General features: G+C 74.0%; 16 protein-coding genes. 13 read left to right on the top strand and 3 right to left on the bottom strand.

Translation table 11 applies throughout. The features are described from left to right. Positions 1-13: 13 nt before the first annotated feature. From BMW27_RS06310 to BMW27_RS06270, 9 genes are all read left to right on the top strand, one after another. On the top strand, positions 14-862 hold the full coding sequence (locus BMW27_RS06310) for an SDR family oxidoreductase (RefSeq protein WP_091440737.1): 849 nt from the start codon (positions 14-16) through the stop codon (positions 860-862). Positions 863-1,009: 147 nt separating this feature from the next. Then, on the top strand, positions 1,010-2,755 hold the full coding sequence (locus BMW27_RS06305; protein WP_091440734.1) for a bifunctional metallophosphatase/5'-nucleotidase: 1,746 nt from the start codon (positions 1,010-1,012) through the stop codon (positions 2,753-2,755). Positions 2,756-2,894: 139 nt separating this feature from the next. Continuing rightward, on the top strand, positions 2,895-3,500 hold the full coding sequence (locus BMW27_RS06300; RefSeq protein ID WP_091440730.1) for a hypothetical protein: 606 nt from the start codon (positions 2,895-2,897) through the stop codon (positions 3,498-3,500). A 103-nt stretch (positions 3,501-3,603) separates the two neighbouring features. Beyond that, a complete protein-coding gene (locus BMW27_RS06295; protein WP_091440727.1) occupies positions 3,604-4,464 on the top strand; it encodes an FAD binding domain-containing protein in 861 nt (286 codons plus the stop codon). Next, positions 4,464-4,934 (top strand): (2Fe-2S)-binding protein, encoded by a 471-nt coding sequence (locus BMW27_RS06290; RefSeq protein WP_091440723.1) that lies wholly within the window; start codon positions 4,464-4,466, stop codon positions 4,932-4,934. The genes BMW27_RS06295 and BMW27_RS06290 overlap by 1 nt, the downstream gene beginning before the upstream one ends. Continuing rightward, entirely contained in the window at positions 4,931-7,216 is a 2,286-nt protein-coding gene (gene pucD, locus BMW27_RS06285; protein WP_091440718.1) for a xanthine dehydrogenase subunit D, read from the top strand. Before BMW27_RS06290 ends, pucD begins: the two co-directional genes overlap by 4 nt. Before the next feature lie 99 nt (positions 7,217-7,315). Then, on the top strand, positions 7,316-8,350 hold the full coding sequence (locus tag BMW27_RS06280) for a s-methyl-5-thioribose-1-phosphate isomerase (RefSeq protein WP_245743335.1): 1,035 nt from the start codon (positions 7,316-7,318) through the stop codon (positions 8,348-8,350). After that, positions 8,347-8,988 (top strand): class II aldolase/adducin family protein, encoded by a 642-nt coding sequence (locus BMW27_RS06275; RefSeq protein ID WP_091440715.1) that lies wholly within the window; start codon positions 8,347-8,349, stop codon positions 8,986-8,988. The genes BMW27_RS06280 and BMW27_RS06275 overlap by 4 nt, the downstream gene beginning before the upstream one ends. A gap of 310 nt (positions 8,989-9,298) precedes the next feature. Further along, a complete protein-coding gene (locus BMW27_RS06270) occupies positions 9,299-9,913 on the top strand; it encodes a hypothetical protein (RefSeq protein ID WP_139206832.1) in 615 nt (204 codons plus the stop codon). Positions 9,914-9,991: 78 nt separating this feature from the next. Here BMW27_RS06270 and BMW27_RS06265 read toward each other — a convergent pair whose 3' ends face one another. After that, on the bottom strand, positions 9,992-10,354 hold the full coding sequence (locus tag BMW27_RS06265) for a DUF488 domain-containing protein (RefSeq protein WP_091440704.1): 363 nt from the start codon (positions 10,352-10,354) through the stop codon (positions 9,992-9,994). Between the two features lie 18 nt (positions 10,355-10,372). Then, entirely contained in the window at positions 10,373-10,651 is a 279-nt protein-coding gene (locus tag BMW27_RS06260) for a hypothetical protein (protein WP_091440702.1), read from the bottom strand. A gap of 86 nt (positions 10,652-10,737) precedes the next feature. Here BMW27_RS06260 and BMW27_RS06255 point away from each other — a divergent pair, with 86 nt between their 5' ends. The 4 genes from BMW27_RS06255 (at position 10,738) to BMW27_RS06240 (ending at position 15,043) form a co-directional block, all read left to right on the top strand. Then, positions 10,738-11,862, top strand: coding sequence for a 5-methyltetrahydropteroyltriglutamate--homocysteine S-methyltransferase (locus BMW27_RS06255; RefSeq protein ID WP_091440699.1), 1,125 nt, complete (start codon positions 10,738-10,740; stop codon positions 11,860-11,862). Positions 11,863-12,151: 289 nt separating this feature from the next. Continuing rightward, on the top strand, positions 12,152-14,308 hold the full coding sequence (locus BMW27_RS06250; protein ID WP_245743334.1) for a carbon starvation CstA family protein: 2,157 nt from the start codon (positions 12,152-12,154) through the stop codon (positions 14,306-14,308). Further along, the gene (locus BMW27_RS06245) at positions 14,305-14,517 is read left to right on the top strand and encodes a YbdD/YjiX family protein (protein ID WP_091440693.1); all 213 of its coding nucleotides are present in this window, start codon (positions 14,305-14,307) and stop codon (positions 14,515-14,517) included. Before BMW27_RS06250 ends, BMW27_RS06245 begins: the two co-directional genes overlap by 4 nt. A gap of 184 nt (positions 14,518-14,701) precedes the next feature. Beyond that, a complete protein-coding gene (locus tag BMW27_RS06240; RefSeq protein ID WP_091440690.1) occupies positions 14,702-15,043 on the top strand; it encodes a hypothetical protein in 342 nt (113 codons plus the stop codon). A 91-nt stretch (positions 15,044-15,134) separates the two neighbouring features. Here BMW27_RS06240 and BMW27_RS06235 read toward each other — a convergent pair whose 3' ends face one another. Beyond that, the gene (locus BMW27_RS06235; protein WP_091440687.1) at positions 15,135-16,673 is read right to left on the bottom strand and encodes an NAD(P)/FAD-dependent oxidoreductase; all 1,539 of its coding nucleotides are present in this window, start codon (positions 16,671-16,673) and stop codon (positions 15,135-15,137) included. Positions 16,674-16,707 lie beyond the last annotated feature (34 nt).

Genomic DNA, 16,707 nt, shown 5'->3' with positions numbered 1-16,707 from the left:
GTAGAAGGGGTCCATGGACTCCAGCTCCGCGGGCCGCGTCGTCCTCGTCACCGGCGGCAGCGCCGGCATCGGCCGCAGCACCGTCACCCGGCTCGCCCGCGACGGCGCGCGGGTGGTGACGTGCGCCCGCGGCGGCGACCGGCTCCGGCACGCCGTCGCCGGGCTGCCCGGGGTCAGCACGGTGGTGGCCGACGTCGCCGACGCGGCCGACCGCACCCGGCTGCTCGACCGCGTCCTCGACGAGCACGGCCGGCTCGACGCCGTCGTCCTCAACGCGGGCCTCGGCTGGGCCGGGCTGGTCGAGGACATGCCCGGCGACGCCGTGGAGCGGCTGATCGCGCTCAACCTGACCGGCGTCGTGGAGCTCACCCGGATCGCGCTGCCGCACCTGCTGAGCGCGGCGGCGCGGCGGGGGAGGGCCGACGTCGTGACCGTCGCCTCCGCCGCGGCGTGGTCGCAGGTGCCGCCGCTGACCGTCTACTCGGCGACGAAGGCCGGGGTGCACGGCTTTGTCACGGGGCTGCGGCGGGAGGTGACCGCCCGCGGCGTGCGGGTGCACACGGTCAACCCCGGGCCGGTGTCGACCGAGTGGCTGGCCCGTGGGCACGGCTCCCCACCGGCGTCCGACGCCGACGCCCGCGGCCGGCTGTCCCCGGGCGTGCGCCCCGACCGGGTGGCCGGCCAGATCGCCGGCTGCCTGACCTCACCGTGGTCGCGCACGGTCGCCGTCCCCCGGTGGATGGGGCTGGCCCGGCTGGGCGAGGTGCCGCCGGTGAACCGGGTGCTGGACCTGGTGCTCTCCCGGCAGGCCGACCGGATCCGCCGGGTCGCCGCCCGGATGGTGGAGCAGCGCACTGGCTGACCTGTCGGCGGCTGGACGGACCGGTCGCGCGAGGGCGAGGCTGAGTTGCCCTCTCGGCCCCCAGGCCGACACGCCACGTCCACCTCCGACTACCTAGAGTCGGTTGTTGGGCCGGAACGGTCCGGCCCGCCCTCCCTGGGAGTACCGATGCGACCAACCGTCCGCCGCGCCACCGTCGCGGCCGCCGTGACGACCACCCTCGCCGGGCTCGCCGTGACCGCGGCCGTGCCCGCCGCCGCCGGCCCGGGCTCCGCGCCGGGGCCCGCCGGGCCGGAGCCGGTCGAGCTGCAGCTGCTGGCCCTCAACGACTTCCACGGCGCCCTGGAGCCGCCGAGCGGTTCCGGCGGCCGGGTCCAGACCGGACCGGACCCCGACGGTGCCGGGCCCGCGCAGGCGCCCACGGTGGACGCCGGTGGTGTCGAGTTCCTGTCCAGCCAGCTCGCGGCGCTCGCCGGGGCGCAGCAGGAGGAGAACACGGTCACCGTCGCCGCCGGCGACCTGATCGGCGCCTCGCCGCTGCTGTCGGCCGCCTTCCACGACGAGCCGACCATCGAGGCCCTCGGCCTGGCCGGCCTGGACTACGCCAGCGTCGGCAACCACGAGTTCGACGAGGGCGCCGCCGAGCTGCTGCGCATCCAGAACGGCGGCTGCCACCCGGTCGACGGCTGCACCGACGGCACGCCGTACGAGGGCGCGGACTTCCAGTACCTGTCGGCCAACGCCTTCGTCACCGAGACGGGCGAGCCGCTGCTGGCGCCCTACGCGATCGAGAGGGTGCAGGGCGTCGAGGTCGGCTTCATCGGCATGACCCTCGAGGGCACCGGCGCCATCGTCAGCCAGGCCGGCATCGCCGGCCTCGAGTTCGCCGACGAGGTCGAGACCGCCAACCGGTACGCCGCCGAGCTGCAGGCCGAGGGCGTCGAGGCGATCGTCGTCCTGCTGCACGAGGGCGGCACGCAGAACGGGGCCGGGGCCTGGGACGTCGACGCCTGCAACAGCCTGTCGGGGCCGATCGTCGACATCGCGAACGGCATGTCCGACGCGATCGACGTGGTGGTCAGCGGGCACACCCACCAGGCCTACAACTGCCTGCTCGACGACAAGGTCGTCACCAGCGCGAGCAGCAACGGGCGCCTGGTCACCGACATCGACCTGCAGCTGGACCGGCGCACCGGCGACGTCATCCGCGAGACGGCGAGGGCGGACAACGTGGTCGTCGAGCGCACCGTCGCGCCCGACCCCCGGCAGACCGAGCTGATCGCGCGCTACGGCGAGGTCGTCGCGCCGATCGCCTCCCGGGTGGTCGGGTCCGCGACGGCCGACATCACCCGCACGGCCGACGACACCGGTGAGACGCCGCTCGGCAACCTCATCGCCGATGCCCAGCTGGCCGACACGCGGGACGAGGGCGCGGTCGCCGCGTTCATGAACCCCGGCGGCGTCCGGGCCGACCTCCCGGCCGGTGAGGTCACCTACGGCGAGGCGTTCGCCGTCCAGCCGTTCGCCAACAACCTGGTGACGCTCACCCTGACCGGTGCCCAGCTGGACTGCGTGCTCGAGCAGCAGTACGCGCTGGCCCGCCCGGTGGTGCTGCAGCCGTCCTCGACGGTGCGCTACACGGTCACCGCGGGCGCGACGGCCGGGACCGCCGAGGACCCGTGCTCCGGCCAGCGGGTCGACGGCCTGGCCATCGGCGGCACGCCCGTCGCCCCGGCCGCGACGTACCGCGTCACGGTGAACACCTTCCTCGCCGACGGCGGGGACGGCTTCACCCAGCTGCGGCAGGGCACCGACCGGGTGACCACCTCGGTCGACCTGGACGCCTTCGTGGCCCACCTCCAGGCGAACCCGGGCGTCGCCCCGCCGGCCACCGACCGCATCACGGCCGGCTGAGAAAGGACCTCCCTGCCCCTCGCCACTCGCAGGCTCGCGGCGGGACCCTGCAGCGAGGCCGACGGCGGCGGCTCCCCTCGCGGGAGCCGCCGCCGTCGCGTTTCGGGACGTGCGCCCGCTGGGCAGGGGGAGGTCGCCCGTGCACCCGACCAGGAGGGACGTCGAGACCGTGCGTCGTCTCCGCGCCACCACTGCCGCCGCCCCACTCCTCGCACTCGCCGCCTGCGCGTCCCCGGCCACCGGGCCGGCAGCCCAGGCGGTCGGCGTCCCGCCCGCCGCACAGGCCGCCGCCGTGGTGCAGCCGCAGGACGGCACCTCCTCCTGCACCGGCCCGGCCGGCTACCGGGTCGCGTTCCCCGCCGAGTGGTCGACCAACGCGGCCGGGGTGCTCCCCACCTGCAGCTGGTTCGGGCCCGGTGAGGTCGTCGTCCCCGAGGCCTCCGACGTGCGGACGGCGCCGGTGGCCCTGCAGGTCGTCGACGGCCCCCTGACCGAGGTCGCCGTACCGGTGCCCGACGAGGTGACGCGGACCGAGCTGGAGGTCGCCGGCCGGCAGGCGGTGCGCACCCAGCAGGTGACGACCCTCGGCCTCCACCCGGAGGGCACCCGGATCACGACCTGGGCCGTCGACCTCGACGGCCGCACCCTGCTGGCCGACGCCGTGGAGCTGCCCGGCGGGGACCACGAGCGGGCGGTCGCCGCCCTCGACGCGATGGTCGAGACCCTGGAGACCGCCACCGCCTGATCCCGCGCGGGCTGCTTGTCATCGCCCGCGACGCGCTGTTCCCTCTTCGTGACGGACCTCGTGCACAGTGCTCGGCACACCGTGCGGGGACGAGGAGGGGCGGATGGACTTCCTGCAGCCGTCGTCGTGGGACGAGGCGCTCGCGGTCCGGGCCGAGCGGCCCGACGCGCTGCCGATCGCCGGCGGCACCGACGTGATGGTCGAGCTGAACTTCGACCGCCGCCGACCCGGGGCACTGCTGGACCTCACCCGCGTCGGCGAGCTCCAGGAGTGGTCGATCGACGACGGCACGGTGCGGCTGGGCGCCGGCGTCCCGTACGGGCGGGTGATCACCGAGCTCGGCGACCGGCTGCCCGGGCTGGCGATGGCCGCGCGCACGGTAGGCTCGCCGCAGATCCGGGTGCGCGGGACGGTGGGCGGCAACCTCGGGTCGGCGTCCCCGGCCGGTGACGCGCACCCGCCGCTGCTCGCGGCCGGCGCCGAGGTGGAGGTGGCCTCCGCGGCCCGCGGCACCCGCCGGATCCCGGTCGCGGAGTTCTTCACCGGCGTGAAGCGCAACGCCCTCGAGCCCGACGAGCTGATCGCCGCCGTCCACGTGCGCACCGCGCGGGGGCCGCAGCAGTTCTGCAAGGTGGGCACCCGCAACGCGATGGTCATCGCGGTGTCGGCCTTCGCCCTCGCGCTGCACCCCGACCGGCAGGCCGTGGGCACCGGCATCGGGTCCGCCGCGCCCACCCCGCGGCGCGCCGCCGAGGCCGAGGAGTTCCTGGCCGGCGAGCTGGACTGGGCCGGGCGCGCGGCCCTGCCGGAGAGCCTGGCGCAGGCCTTCGGCGAGCGGGTCGCCGCAGCGGCCGCACCGATCGACGACGTCCGGGGGACGGCGGCCTACCGGCGGCACTCGCTCGCGGTGCTGGCCCGCCGCGCGGCCACCTGGGCCTGGGACGACCTGAGGAGGGCCGCCTGATGCGCGTCACCACCACCGTCAACGGCACCGAGCGCACCGCGGACGACGTCTGGCCGGGGGAGAGCCTGCTGCACCTGCTCCGCGAGCGGCTGGGCCTGCCCGGCGCGAAGAACGCCTGCGAGCAGGGGGAGTGCGGCTCCTGCACCGTCTACCTCGACGGCGAACCGGTGTGCGCCTGCCTCGTCGCCGCCGGGCAGGCGGTCGGCCGCGAGGTCACCACCGTCGAGGGGCTCGCCCCCGGCCAGTCACTGCACCCGGTGCAGGAGGCCTTCGTCGAGGCCGGCGCCGTCCAGTGCGGCTTCTGCACCCCGGGGCTGGTCGTCGCCGCGCACGACCTGCTGGCCCGGGTACCCGAGCCGTCGGACCCGGAGATCCGCGAGGCGCTGGCCGGCAACCTGTGCCGCTGCACCGGCTACGAGAAGATCCTCGACGCGGTCCGGCTGGCCGCGCGGCGGCGGGCGACCCGATGACCACCGCGCAGACCGCGGCCCGCACCACCGGCCGGATCGGGGAGAACGCGCAGCGCCCCGACGGCACGCTCAAGGTCACCGGCGAGTTCGCCTACGCCAGCGACCTCTGGCACGACGACATGGTGTGGGGCGTCACGCTGCGCAGCCCGCACCCGCACGCCCGCATCCGGCGGATCGACGTCACCGAGGCGCTCACCGTGCCCGGCGTCAGCGCCGTCCTCACCGCCGACGACGTCCCCGGCGAGAACGCCTTCGGCCTCGAGCACGCCGACCAGCCGGTGCTGGCCGCGGAGTTCGTCCGCTACGAGGGCGAGCCGGTGGCGCTGGTCGCCGCGGACCACCCGGAGACGGCCCGCCGCGCGGCGGCGCGGATCCGCGTCGACTACGAGGTGCTGCCCGCCCTCACCGACGCCCGCCGGGCCCTCGACGACGACGCCCCGCTGGTGCACCCCGGCGGCAACCTGGTGCGGCACCTGCGGCTGCGCCGCGGCGCGGAGCGCCCCACGGCGCCGGTCGTGGTCAGCCTCGACTTCGAGGTCGGCATGCAGGACCAGGCCTTCCTCGGGCCGGAGTCCGGGCTCGCCGTCCCGGCCGAGGACGGCGGCGTCGACCTCTACGTCGCCACCCAGTGGCTGCACGTCGACCAGCGGCAGATCTGCCTGGCCCTCGGCATGCCGCCCGAGAAGGTGCGGCTGACCCTCGCCGGAGTGGGCGGCGCGTTCGGCGGCCGCGAGGACCTCTCCGTGCACGTGCACGCCTGCCTGCTGGCCCTGCGCACGGGCCGGCCGGTGAAGATGAGCTACGGCCGGGAGGAGTCCTTCCACGGCCACGTGCACCGGCACCCGGCGACGATGACCTACGAGTTCGGCGCCGAGTGCGACGGCACCCTGGTCTACGCGAGGGCGCACGTGCTGCTCGACGGCGGCGCCTACGCCTCCTCGACGGCCGCGGTCGTCGGCAACGCGGGCACGCTGGGCCTGGGCCCGTACCGCTTCCCGTCGGTGGCGGTCGACGCCTACGGGGTGTTCACCCACAACCCGCCGTGCGGGGCGATGCGCGGGTTCGGCTGCGTGCAGGCCGCGTTCGCGCACGAGGCGCTGATGGACGAACTCGCCGCCGCGGTCGGGGTCGACCCGGTGGAGATCCGCCGGCGCAACGGCGTGCAGGAGGGCGACCGCAACATCACCGGCCAGGTCATCGACTCCGCCGCCCCGGTCGCCGAGCTGCTGCAGCGGGTCGCCGACCTGCCGCTGCCGCCGGCGCTGCCCGAGCAGCCCGACCTGCGCGACCTCCCCGGCGCCGTCGGCAACACCACCCACGGCGAGGGCGTGCGCCGCGGCGTCGGCTACTCGGTCACCTACAAGAACGTCGGCTTCTCCGAGGGCTTCGACGACTACTCCACCGCGCGGGTGCGGCTGCAGGTGACCGGCGGCGAGGCGGTGGCCACCGTGCACACCGCTGCGGCCGAGGTCGGCCAGGGGCTGGTCACCGTGCAGCAGCAGATCGCCCGCACCGAGCTCGGCGTGGAGCAGGTGGTCGTCGTCCCGGCCGACACCGCGGTCGGCTCCGCGGGGTCGACGTCGGCGTCCCGGCAGACCTACGTCACCGGCGGGGCGGTCAAGGCGGCCTGCGAGGCGGTGCGGACGGCGGTGCTGCAGCGGGCCGCGATCGCGCTCGGCCGGCCGGTCGCCGGGCTGGCGCTGGACGGCGACAAGGTCGTCGGCGCCGGCGGGGAGGTGCTCGCCGGGCTGGCCGACGTCCTCGGGGACGACGCCGTCGAGGAGACGGTGGAGTGGCGGCACCGGCCCACCCACGCCGTCGACCCGGAGACCGGCCAGGGCGACGCGCACGTGCAGTTCGCGTTCTCGGCGCACCGCGCGGTGGTCGACGTCGACACCGAGCTGGGTCTGGTCAAGGTGGTCGCCCTCGACACCGCCCAGGACGTGGGCAAGGCGATCAACCCCGACGCCGTCGTCGGCCAGATCCACGGCGGGTCCGCGCAGGGCATGGGGCTGGCGCTGATGGAGGAGGTCGTGGTCACCGACGGCCACGTGCGCAACCCGTCGTTCACCGACTACCTGCTGCCGACGGTCCTCGACGTGCCGCCGATGCGGGTGGAGGTGCTCGAGTACGCCGACCCGCACGCGCCCTACGGCGTCCGCGGGGTGGGGGAGCCGCCGACGATCTCCTCCGGCCCGGCAGTGGCCGCCGCGGTGCGGGCCGCGTGCGGGAAGCCGCTGCGCCGGGTCCCCATCCGCCCGGAGCACATCACCTGCACCTAGCCGACGCCCGCTCCGGCCGCGATCATCGTCGGGTGGCTGCCCCCCCCCGGCGTGTCGGCCGGCCACCCGCCGATGACCGACCCGAGGAGTGCCCCGGCCGTGACCGCCACCGTGGACGTCCCGGTCCCGACTCTGGTCGGGGAGAGCGTCGTCGTCGAGCCGGACGCCGTCCGGATCCTGGACCGCCGCGTCTTCCCCTTCGAACGGACCTGGGTGACCTGCCGCAGCCACGAGGACGTGGCCCGGGCGATCGAGGAGATGGTCACCCAGAGCCTCGGCCCGCTGTTCGCCGCCGCGGGCGGGATGACCCTCGCCGCCCGGGAGGCCGACCGGCTGCCGACGGCACGGGCGCGCCACGAGTTCCTGACCGGGGCCGGCCGCCGGCTGGTCGCCACCCGGCCGACCAACAACGCGATCCGGGACGTCGTGGCCGAGCTGCTCACGGTGGCGTCCGCCACCGTGGACGCCGGCGAGCCGCCGGGGGCCGCCGTGGAACGGGCAGCCCGGGCGGTCGCGGAGCGGCACCGGGCCGGCCACCGGCGTCTCGGGGAGCACGCCGCCGCGCTGATCCCGGACGGCGCCACGGTCCTCACCCACTGCTGGGCGGAGTCCTACCTCACCGAGACCGTCGCTGCGGTGCTGCGCTCGGGCAAGCGGATCGACGCCGTGTGCACCGAGACGCGGCCCTACCTGCAGGGCGCCCGCCTGACGGCGGAGAGCCTGGCGGAGATGGGCGTCCCCACGCGGCTGGTCACCGACGGCATGCCCGCGCACCTCATGAGCCGGGGCGACGTCACCACCTTCGTGACCGGCGCCGACCGCGTGACCATGGACGGCTCCGTCGTGAACAAGATCGGCACCCTGCAGATCGCGGTCGCCGCGCACACCTTCGGGGTGCCGTACCTGGCGCTGGTCCAGGCCCCGGACCCGCAGGCGCCGGACGCGGCCGCCGTCGAGCTCGAGGACCGGGACGGGCGCGAGGTGCTGCAGTGCCTCGGCCACCGCACGGCGTCCGGGTCCGTTCCCGGCGTCTACCCCGCCTTCGACGTGACCCCGCCGCGGTTCGTCAGCGTCGTGGTCACCGACCGCGGGCGGTTCGCCCCCTCCGACGTGGCCTCCTACTTCGCCGCATGAGGGCACCGGCGACCCGCGAGGAGGTGGTCGAGCAACTCGTCGAGGTGGGCCGCCTGGCCGTGGAGCGCGGGCTGGTGCTGGCCAGCGGCGGGAACCTCTCCGCCCGGCTGCCGGGGGAGACCGACTTCCTGGTGACCGCGGCCGGTACGTGGCTGGACCGGCTGACCCCCGCGGACTTCAGCGTGGTGACCCTGGACGGCGAGGTCGCCGCCGGTGCCGAGCGACCGTCGAGCGAGTGGAAGCTCCACCAGCGCACCTACCGCGCCCGTCCGGACGTCAACGCCGTCGTCCACCTGCACCCGCAGCACGCCGTCCTGGTCGACGCCCTCGGCCACCGGATCCGGCTGATCACCCTCGACCACGCCTGCTACGTGCGGTCGGTCGGCACGGTCCCGTACTCCCCGAACGGCTCCGACAAGCTCGCCGACCGTGCTGCCGAGCAGGCGCGGCAGCACGACTGCATCGTGCTGTCCCACCATGGCTGCTCGGCGCTGGGGCCGGACGTCGGCATGGCCTTCCGACGGGCGCTGAACCTGGAGGAGGCGGCCACGGCCACCTACCGCGCCCTGCTGCTCGGCGACACCAGTTGCACCTTCCCGCCAGACGCCCTCGCCGGCCTGCGCCACGACCCGCCGTGACCTGGGGGGCGGCGGAGACCCGCCCACCGGGCCGCACGCCGCCTGCGGGCCTCCGTCGCACCGGGTGCCCGTCGGGCTCCAGCGTCCCGGTCCGACAGGACGAGGCGCATCCGGGGCGTGCCGGAGGCGCTGCACCCACGGCGTCGAGTGCACCGACAGGTGCGCGACCGATGGGGACCGGCGGCCATCGGTGGTGGACCCGTCCACGAGAAGGTCACCTGGATCTCCAACGGATCGCAGTGGGCCCCGTACACACCAGTGACCCGCGCCTGCCGGGTCGGGACGACGGGCCACACCGAAGGAGCTCCTCATGCGACTGGCAATCCGGACCGCAGTGATCGCGACCATGGGCGTCGCCGCGCTGGGACTGGGCACCTCCCCTTCGCTGGCCCACGGTGGCGACGGTGGCGGCTACGGGGGTGGCGGCTACGGCGGCGTGCGCGCCGCCTCCTACATCAACCCCGACAACGGCATGCCGACGGAGAACCCGGACGTCGAGGACAACTCGTCCTGCGCCCGGCCCGACCAGGAGGACCGGCAGCAGCTCAGCGACCGGGGGGCGACGAACCGCAACGTGCACAACGACGCCTGCTTCCTCGGCCGCAAGGGTGAGAAGAAGAACGGCCCGGCCTCCTTCCAGAGCTCCGGGGTCGGCCACATCAGCGCCTGCCCCGACCCCGACGCCGGCGGACGGGAGTACTCGAAGCTGTCGGACACCGACGGCGACGGCCGGATGGACCTGTGCTTCCAGTCCAGCTACCAGCGGACGGGCAAGGCCGGTGACCTCGAGTTCCACGCCCGGCTGAACAACGACAGCAAGCCGGGTACCCAGTACGTCGTCTGGTGCGCCGACGCCGATCGCGACGGCTGCCGTGACGAGCGGGTGAAGGACGACATCCGCATCGAGTGGACCAAGAAGGGCTGACCTCGTCCCGCTGCGCTCCTCGTCGGGTCCCTCACCCGGCCCGACGAGGAGCGCTGCCCGTGGTCGCCGGCCCGGGCCTCACCGTCCGGGGGCCTCGATCGCCTGCTCGAGGTGGTCGCGGAGGACGACGGCGTTGTTGTGCTCGCGGTCCCGGGCCGCGTAGAGCAGGACGACGTCGCCCTCGGCGGCCGCGGCCCGCAGCGGCGCCCAGGCCCCGGGGGAGGCGTCGAGCTCGGCGACGTACCGGCGGCGGAACTCCGCCCACCGGGCCGGGTCGTGGCCGAACCACCGGCGCAGCTCGTCGCTGGGAGCGGCGTCGCGGAGCCAGCCGTCCAGTTCCAGCGCGTCCCGGGCGACCCCGCGCGGCCACAACCGGTCGACGAGGAACCGGGCCCCCGGGACGCCGGGGTCGAGCTCGTGGACCCGGACGATCCGGATCACCGTGGTGTCCCGGAGCGGTCAGCCGCGGACGGCGTCGAGGTAGTCGGGGTAACCGGCGACGACGTCCTCGATCTCGACGATGTCGGGGAAGTCGGCCGCGTCCTGGTGGCCGAGGAGGAAGCGGACGGTCCGCCGAACCAGCTCCTCGTCGTCCACCGCCAGGCCGAGCTCCTCGCGCAGCCCGGGGCTGAGCCGGAACCAGGACTCCCTCTCCCCGCCGTCGCCGCGCAGCCGCACGACGAACTCGGACTCGGACTCGGACTCGGACTGTGCCTCGATCTCGAAGGGGTCGGTCATGTGCGTCGCGTACCCCGTCGCAGGGGCGGAGCACCGCCAGGAGCCGAGGCGGTGCGACACGCCGCGCCGGCGGGCAAGCTCGGGCCATGACCGACACCTCCGGGCCGCCGTTCCGCGCCGACCACGTCGGCAGCCTCCTGCGCCCGCAGCGCCTGCTCGACGCCCGCGCCCGCTTCGCCGCCGGGGAGATCGACGCGGCCGAGCTGCGCGCCACCGAGGACGAGGCGATCGCCGACGTCGTCCGGCTGCAGGGGGACGTCGGCCTGCGGACCGCCACCGACGGCGAGTTCCGCCGCGCCTCCTGGCACATGGACTTCATCTACGCCATCGACGGCATCACCAAGGTCACCGGCGAGGACATCGTCGTGCACTTCAAGAACGCCGACGGCACGATCGACTTCACGCCTGCCGGGCTGCACGTCGACGGGCCGCTGTCGATCGACGAACCGATCTTCGGCCCGGACTTCGCCTACCTGCAGTCGGTCGTGGGGGAGGGGCAGACGCCCAAGCTGACGATCCCGTCGCCCTCGATGGTCCACTACCGCGGCGGCGCCGCGGCGATCGACCCGGCCGTCTACCCCGACGAGGACGCCTTCTGGGACGCGCTGTCGGCGGCCTACGCCCAGCAGGTGCGCGGCATCGCCGCGCAGGGCTGCACCTACCTGCAGCTCGACGACACCAGCCTGGCCTACCTCAACGACCCGGCCCAGCGCGCCGAGCTGGCCGCGCAGGGGCGCGACGCCGAGCACCAGCACGAGCGCTACATCCGGCAGATCAACGCCGCGCTGGCCGGCCGCCCGGAGGGACTGACGGTCACCACGCACATGTGCCGCGGCAACTTCCGCTCCTCGTGGGTGGCCGAGGGCGGCTACGACTTCGTCGCGGAGGCCCTCTTCGGCGGCCTGGAGGTCGACGGGTTCTTCCTGGAGTACGACGACGCCCGCTCCGGCGGGTTCGAGCCGCTGCGCTTCGTGCCCCCGGGCAAGCGCGTCGTCCTGGGCCTGGTCACCACCAAGCGCCCGGAGCTGGAGAGCAAGGACGACCTCAAGCGGCGCATCGACGAGGCCGCCCGCTACGTGCCGCTGGAGCAGCTGGCCCTGTCCCCGCAGTGCGGGTTCTCCTCGACCGTGGAGGGCAACGCGCTGACCCGCGACGAGCAGATCGCCAAGCTCGCGCTCGTCGTCGAGACCGCCCGGGAGGTCTGGGGCTGACGGGAGGACCCCGGCCCCCACCGTGGAAGGACCCCGTCCTCCCCACCCGTCTCGAGCTCCGGCGGGACCCGGCAGGGGCCGGCCCGCGATCACGGGCCGGTCACGACCCGCGCCCCTCCTGGTGGACCGGGCCGGGAGCTTGGCATGCTCCCTGCGTCCACAGGACAGCGTCGTCGGGGCGCTGTCTGCACACGCAGGGAGGGCGACCGTGTCCACCACCGTCAGCAGGTCCGACACCGACGGAGGACCCCCGGGCGGGGCCGGCCGTCGCCGCCCGTCACTCAAGACCGTGATCGTCTGGACGGCGGTGGCCATCGTCGGCGCTGTCGCGTGGACGGTGCTCGCCCTGGCGCGCGGTGAGACGGTCTCGGCACTCTGGATCCTCTTCGCCGCGCTGTCCTCCTACGCCATCGCGTACCGCTTCTACGCGAAGTTCATCGCGCGCCGGGTGCTCCAGGTCGACGACCGGCGGGCGACCCCGGCCGAGCGGCTGCACAACGGGATCGACTTCGACGTGACCGACCGGCGGGTGCTGTTCGGGCACCACTTCGCCGCGATCGCCGGCGCCGGCCCGCTGGTCGGGCCGGTGCTCGCCGCGCAGATGGGCTACCTGCCCGGCACCATCTGGATCATCGTCGGCGTCATCTTCGCCGGCGCGGTCCAGGACATGACCGTGCTGTTCTTCTCGATGCGCCGCAACGGCAAGAGCCTGGGCCAGATGGTCCGCGAGGAGATCGGCATCGTCGGCGGCATCGCGGCGCTCATCGCCGTCTTCGCCATCATGATCATCATCCTGGCCGTGCTCGCGCTGATCGTCGTCAACGCGCTCGCCGAGTCCCCGTGGGGCGTGTTCTCCATCGCCCTGACCATCCCGATCGCCCTGTTCATGGGCGTCTACCTGCGGACTCTCCGGCCGGGACGCGTCCTCGAGGCCACCGCCATCGGCGTCGTCCTGCTGCTGGCCGCGGTCATCGGCGGCGGCCTGATCGACGACACCGGGCTCGGTGAGGCGCTGACCCTCTCCAAGGAGTGGCTGGTCATCGCGCTCGTCGTCTACGGGTTCGTGGCCTCGGTGCTGCCGGTGTGGCTGCTGCTCACCCCGCGCGACTACCTGTCGACCTTCATGAAGATCGGCGTCATCGTCCTCCTCGCTGTCGGCCTGCTCCTGGCCCGGCCGGTGCTGCAGGCCGACGCGGTCAGCGAGTTCGCCCGGGAGGGCACCGGCCCGGTCTTCGCCGGCTCGCTGTTCCCGTTCGTCTTCATCACCATCGCCTGCGGCGCGCTGTCGGGCTTCCACGCCCTGATCTCGTCCGGGACGACGCCGAAGATGGTCGCCAAGGAGAGCCAGGTCCGCCTGATCGGCTACGGCGGCATGCTCATGGAGTCCTTCGTCGCCATCAGCGCCCTGATCGCGGCGGTGGTCATCGACCAGGGGCTCTACTTCGCGATGAACGCGCCGGCCGGCGTCACCGGCGGCACGGCGGAGAGCGCCGCCGCCTACGTCAACGGGCTGGGTTTCGACACCACGGCGCAGGACCTGGCAGCGGCCTCCGCGGCGATCCAGGAGCCGAGCCTGGTCTCCCGCACCGGCGGTGCGCCCACCCTGGCCGTCGGCATCGCCAACATCCTGTCGCAGGCGTTCGGCTCCGGGATGGCGGCCTTCTGGTACCACTTCGCGATCATGTTCGAGGCGCTGTTCATCCTCACCGCCGTCGACGCCGGCACCCGCGTGGGCCGGTTCATGCTCCAGGACACGATCGGCAACGTCTGGAAGCGCTTCGGCGACCTGTCCTGGCGGCCCGGCAACATCATGGCCAGCGCCGTGGTGGTCGCGCTGTGGGGCTACATCCTCTACGTCGGGGTCACCGACCCGCTGGGCGGCGTGAACCAGCTCTTCCCGCTGTTCGGCATCGCCAACCAGCTGCTGGCCGCCATCGCGCTGACCCTGGTCACGGTGCTGCTGATCAAGCACGGCAAGGTGAAGTACGCCTGGGTGACCGGCATCCCGCTGGCCTGGGACCTGATCGTCACCATGACGGCGAGCTGGCAGAAGGTGTTCTCGGCCGACCCGAGGGTCGGCTACTTCGCGCAGCGGCAGCGGTACGCCGACGCCCAGGCAGCGGGGGAGCTCCTGGCGCCGGCGCAGGACGCCGACCAGATGGACCGGATCATCTACAACTCGACGCTGAACGGCGTGCTGCAGGCCGTCTTCGCGCTCCTGGTCCTCGTGGTGGTGGTGAACGCCGTCGTCGTGATCGCCCGGGCGCTCCGGGCCCGCGGCGCGGTGCCGACCACTGAGGAGCCGGCGGTGCCGTCGTCGATCGTCGAGCCCTCCGGCCTGTTCGCGACCCCGGAGGAGAAGCGGGCCATGGCCGAGCAGGAGCGGCTGGTCGGCGCGGGCACGCGAGGCCACGGCACCTTCACGGAGGAGGGGCCGTCGCGGTGACCGAGAGGCACGCCACCGCCGTCCGGTCAGCCGTCACCCGGGCTCTGCGAGGGGTGCACTGGTACCTCAAGGAGCTCACCGGAGAGGCCCGGTGGGACGACTACGTGCGGCACTGCGCCGAGCACGGGCACCAGCCGATGACCCGGCGGGAGTTCGAGCGGCGCCGCGCCGACGAGCTGGAGCGCAACCCGGTCAGCCGCTGCTGCTGAGGCCGACCAGGACCGCGGCCCCGGCCCCCGCTGAGGGGGCCGGGGCCGCATCCGCGTGCGACGACCCGGCTCGTCCGTCACCCGAGTCACACCCGTGTGCCCAGCCGTCCGGCCGGCGCCCGGGGCTGCCGAGATCGAGGGCACGTAGCCGTGGCCCCGCGGGCCCGTCCGAGAGGTGGCACCCGTGTCCGTGCCGTCGTCGCCCCACCGTCGCGATCGCCGCAGCGACCTGCGCACCGGCATCTCCCTGCTCGCCAGCGCGGCCGCCGACCTCGGGGTCGGGAACCAGCCCGAGGTCCGCGGGCTGCCGGACGGCCGGCTCTGGCTCGCCGAGCTCGGGACGGCGGTGACCGCGGCCGACGTCTACCAGGCCGCCCGCGGTCTGGTCGCCGCCCAGCTCGCGGCCATCGCCGACGTCTCGGGCCGGCCGGTGGAGGACCACGCCCTCGCCTGGCTGGTGACCCTGCAGACCAACGAGGTCGTGGTCGGTCTCGAGGACGTCGCCCTGGAGGGCGACGCAGCCTGAGGGGACCTCCCGGCCCCGGACGCGAAGGCGCCCGCCGCCGGCCCGGTGCCCCCCAGGGGCTCGGGCCGGCGGCGGGCGCCGGGTACCTGGGTCAGGCCGCCGTCGGGCGCGGACTCCCGTGGTCGTCCGCCGTGGCGTCCGAGCGCTGCGACGAGACCTCCTCGTGGTAGTCCTCTTCCACGTTGACGTCCCAGATGTCGTGCTTCGCGCCGTCGGCGATGTTCTGCACGGTCAGCATCGCCGTCATCATCGAGTGGTCCTGGTTGTTGTAGCGGAACATGCCGTTGCGCCCTACCGGGTGCAGGTTCGGCGTGTTGGCCTCCATCCAGCGGCGGATGACCTCGACGTTGTCCTTGTACCCGGCGTCGTAGAACGGGTAGGCCTTGGGCATCCGGACGACGAAGCCGCGCTCGACGTCGGCGGCCTTGGCCAGCCCGAGCTGCTCCAGCTCGCGGGCGCCCTGGGCGACGAGGTCCTCGTCCGACCGGTTCCAGGTGTCGTCGCCGACGTTGACGAAGAACTCCAGGCCCAGGCAGGTGCGCCCGTCCTTGACCAGGTACGGCGACCAGGAGCCGAAGTTCTGGATCCGGCCGACCTGGACGTCGGGGGAGTGGATGTAGATCCAGTTGTCCGGGAAGCCGGCCTCGACCGGGAGCACCAGCGCCACGGTGAGGAAGTCGCGGTACTTCAGACCGTTGGCGGCCGCGAGCACCTCTGCCGGGGGCTCCGGGTCCAGCGCGTGCACCAGCGAGGAGAACGGCATCGAGCTGATGACGTGCTCGGCCTCGTAGTGCTTCTCGGCCCCGATGTCGGTCCGGGTCGCGTCGGGAGCGCCCGCGCCGGGGCCGTACCCGCCGGTGACCACCGTGGTGAGACCGGTGACCCCGCGACCGGGCTCCCAGTGCACGGTGGAGACCTTCTCCTCCATGACCACCGTGCCGCCGCGCTCCTGCACCTTGCGTGCGGCGGTCTCCCACATCATCCCGGGCCCGTACTTCGGGTACTGGAACTCCTCGATGAGGGAGGTGATCTCCTTCTGGTTGCGCTTGGAGGTCAGCGCGTTGACCACCGCACCGGTCAGGGACAGGTTCTTGATCCGCTGGGCGGCGAAGTCCGCCGGCAGCTGGTCGACCCGGACGCCCCAGAGCTTCTCGTTGTAGGTCTTGAAGAAGTGCTCGTAGAGGCGCTTGCCGAACCGGGCGACGATCCAGCCCTCGAGGGTGTCCTGGTTCTTCGGCGGGCGGATCCGCGCCCACAGGTAGGACGCCACGCAGCGCACGGCCTCGACCGGACCGAGGTTGCCCAGGGCGTTACCGGCCTTCAGCGGGTAGTCGTAGAGCTTGCCGTCGTAGAAGATGCGGCTCATCCGCGGCCGGAGGAGGAAGTCCTCGTCGGGGAGGATCTCGTGCCAGAGCGCCTCCACCTCGGGGACCTTGGTGAAGAAGCGGTGGCCGCCGATGTCGAAGCGCCAACCCTCCCGCTCGGCGGTGCGGCTGATCCCGCCCACCATCGAGTCACCCTCCAGCACGGTGACCGGTACCTGGCGACGGACCAACTCGTAGGCGGCGGTCAGCCCGGCGGGGCCGGCGCCAATCACGGCCACGCTGGTGCGGTTGCCGTCGGTGGTCATGGAGTCTCGCATTCTCGCTGTCGGGCCCACGACG

Source organism: Geodermatophilus poikilotrophus (assembly GCF_900111455.1).
GTDB classification, from domain to species: domain Bacteria; phylum Actinomycetota; class Actinomycetes; order Mycobacteriales; family Geodermatophilaceae; genus Geodermatophilus; species Geodermatophilus poikilotrophus.
The sequence above is the reverse complement of the archived record's forward strand: the minus strand, read 5'-3'. Positions and strand labels throughout refer to the sequence as shown.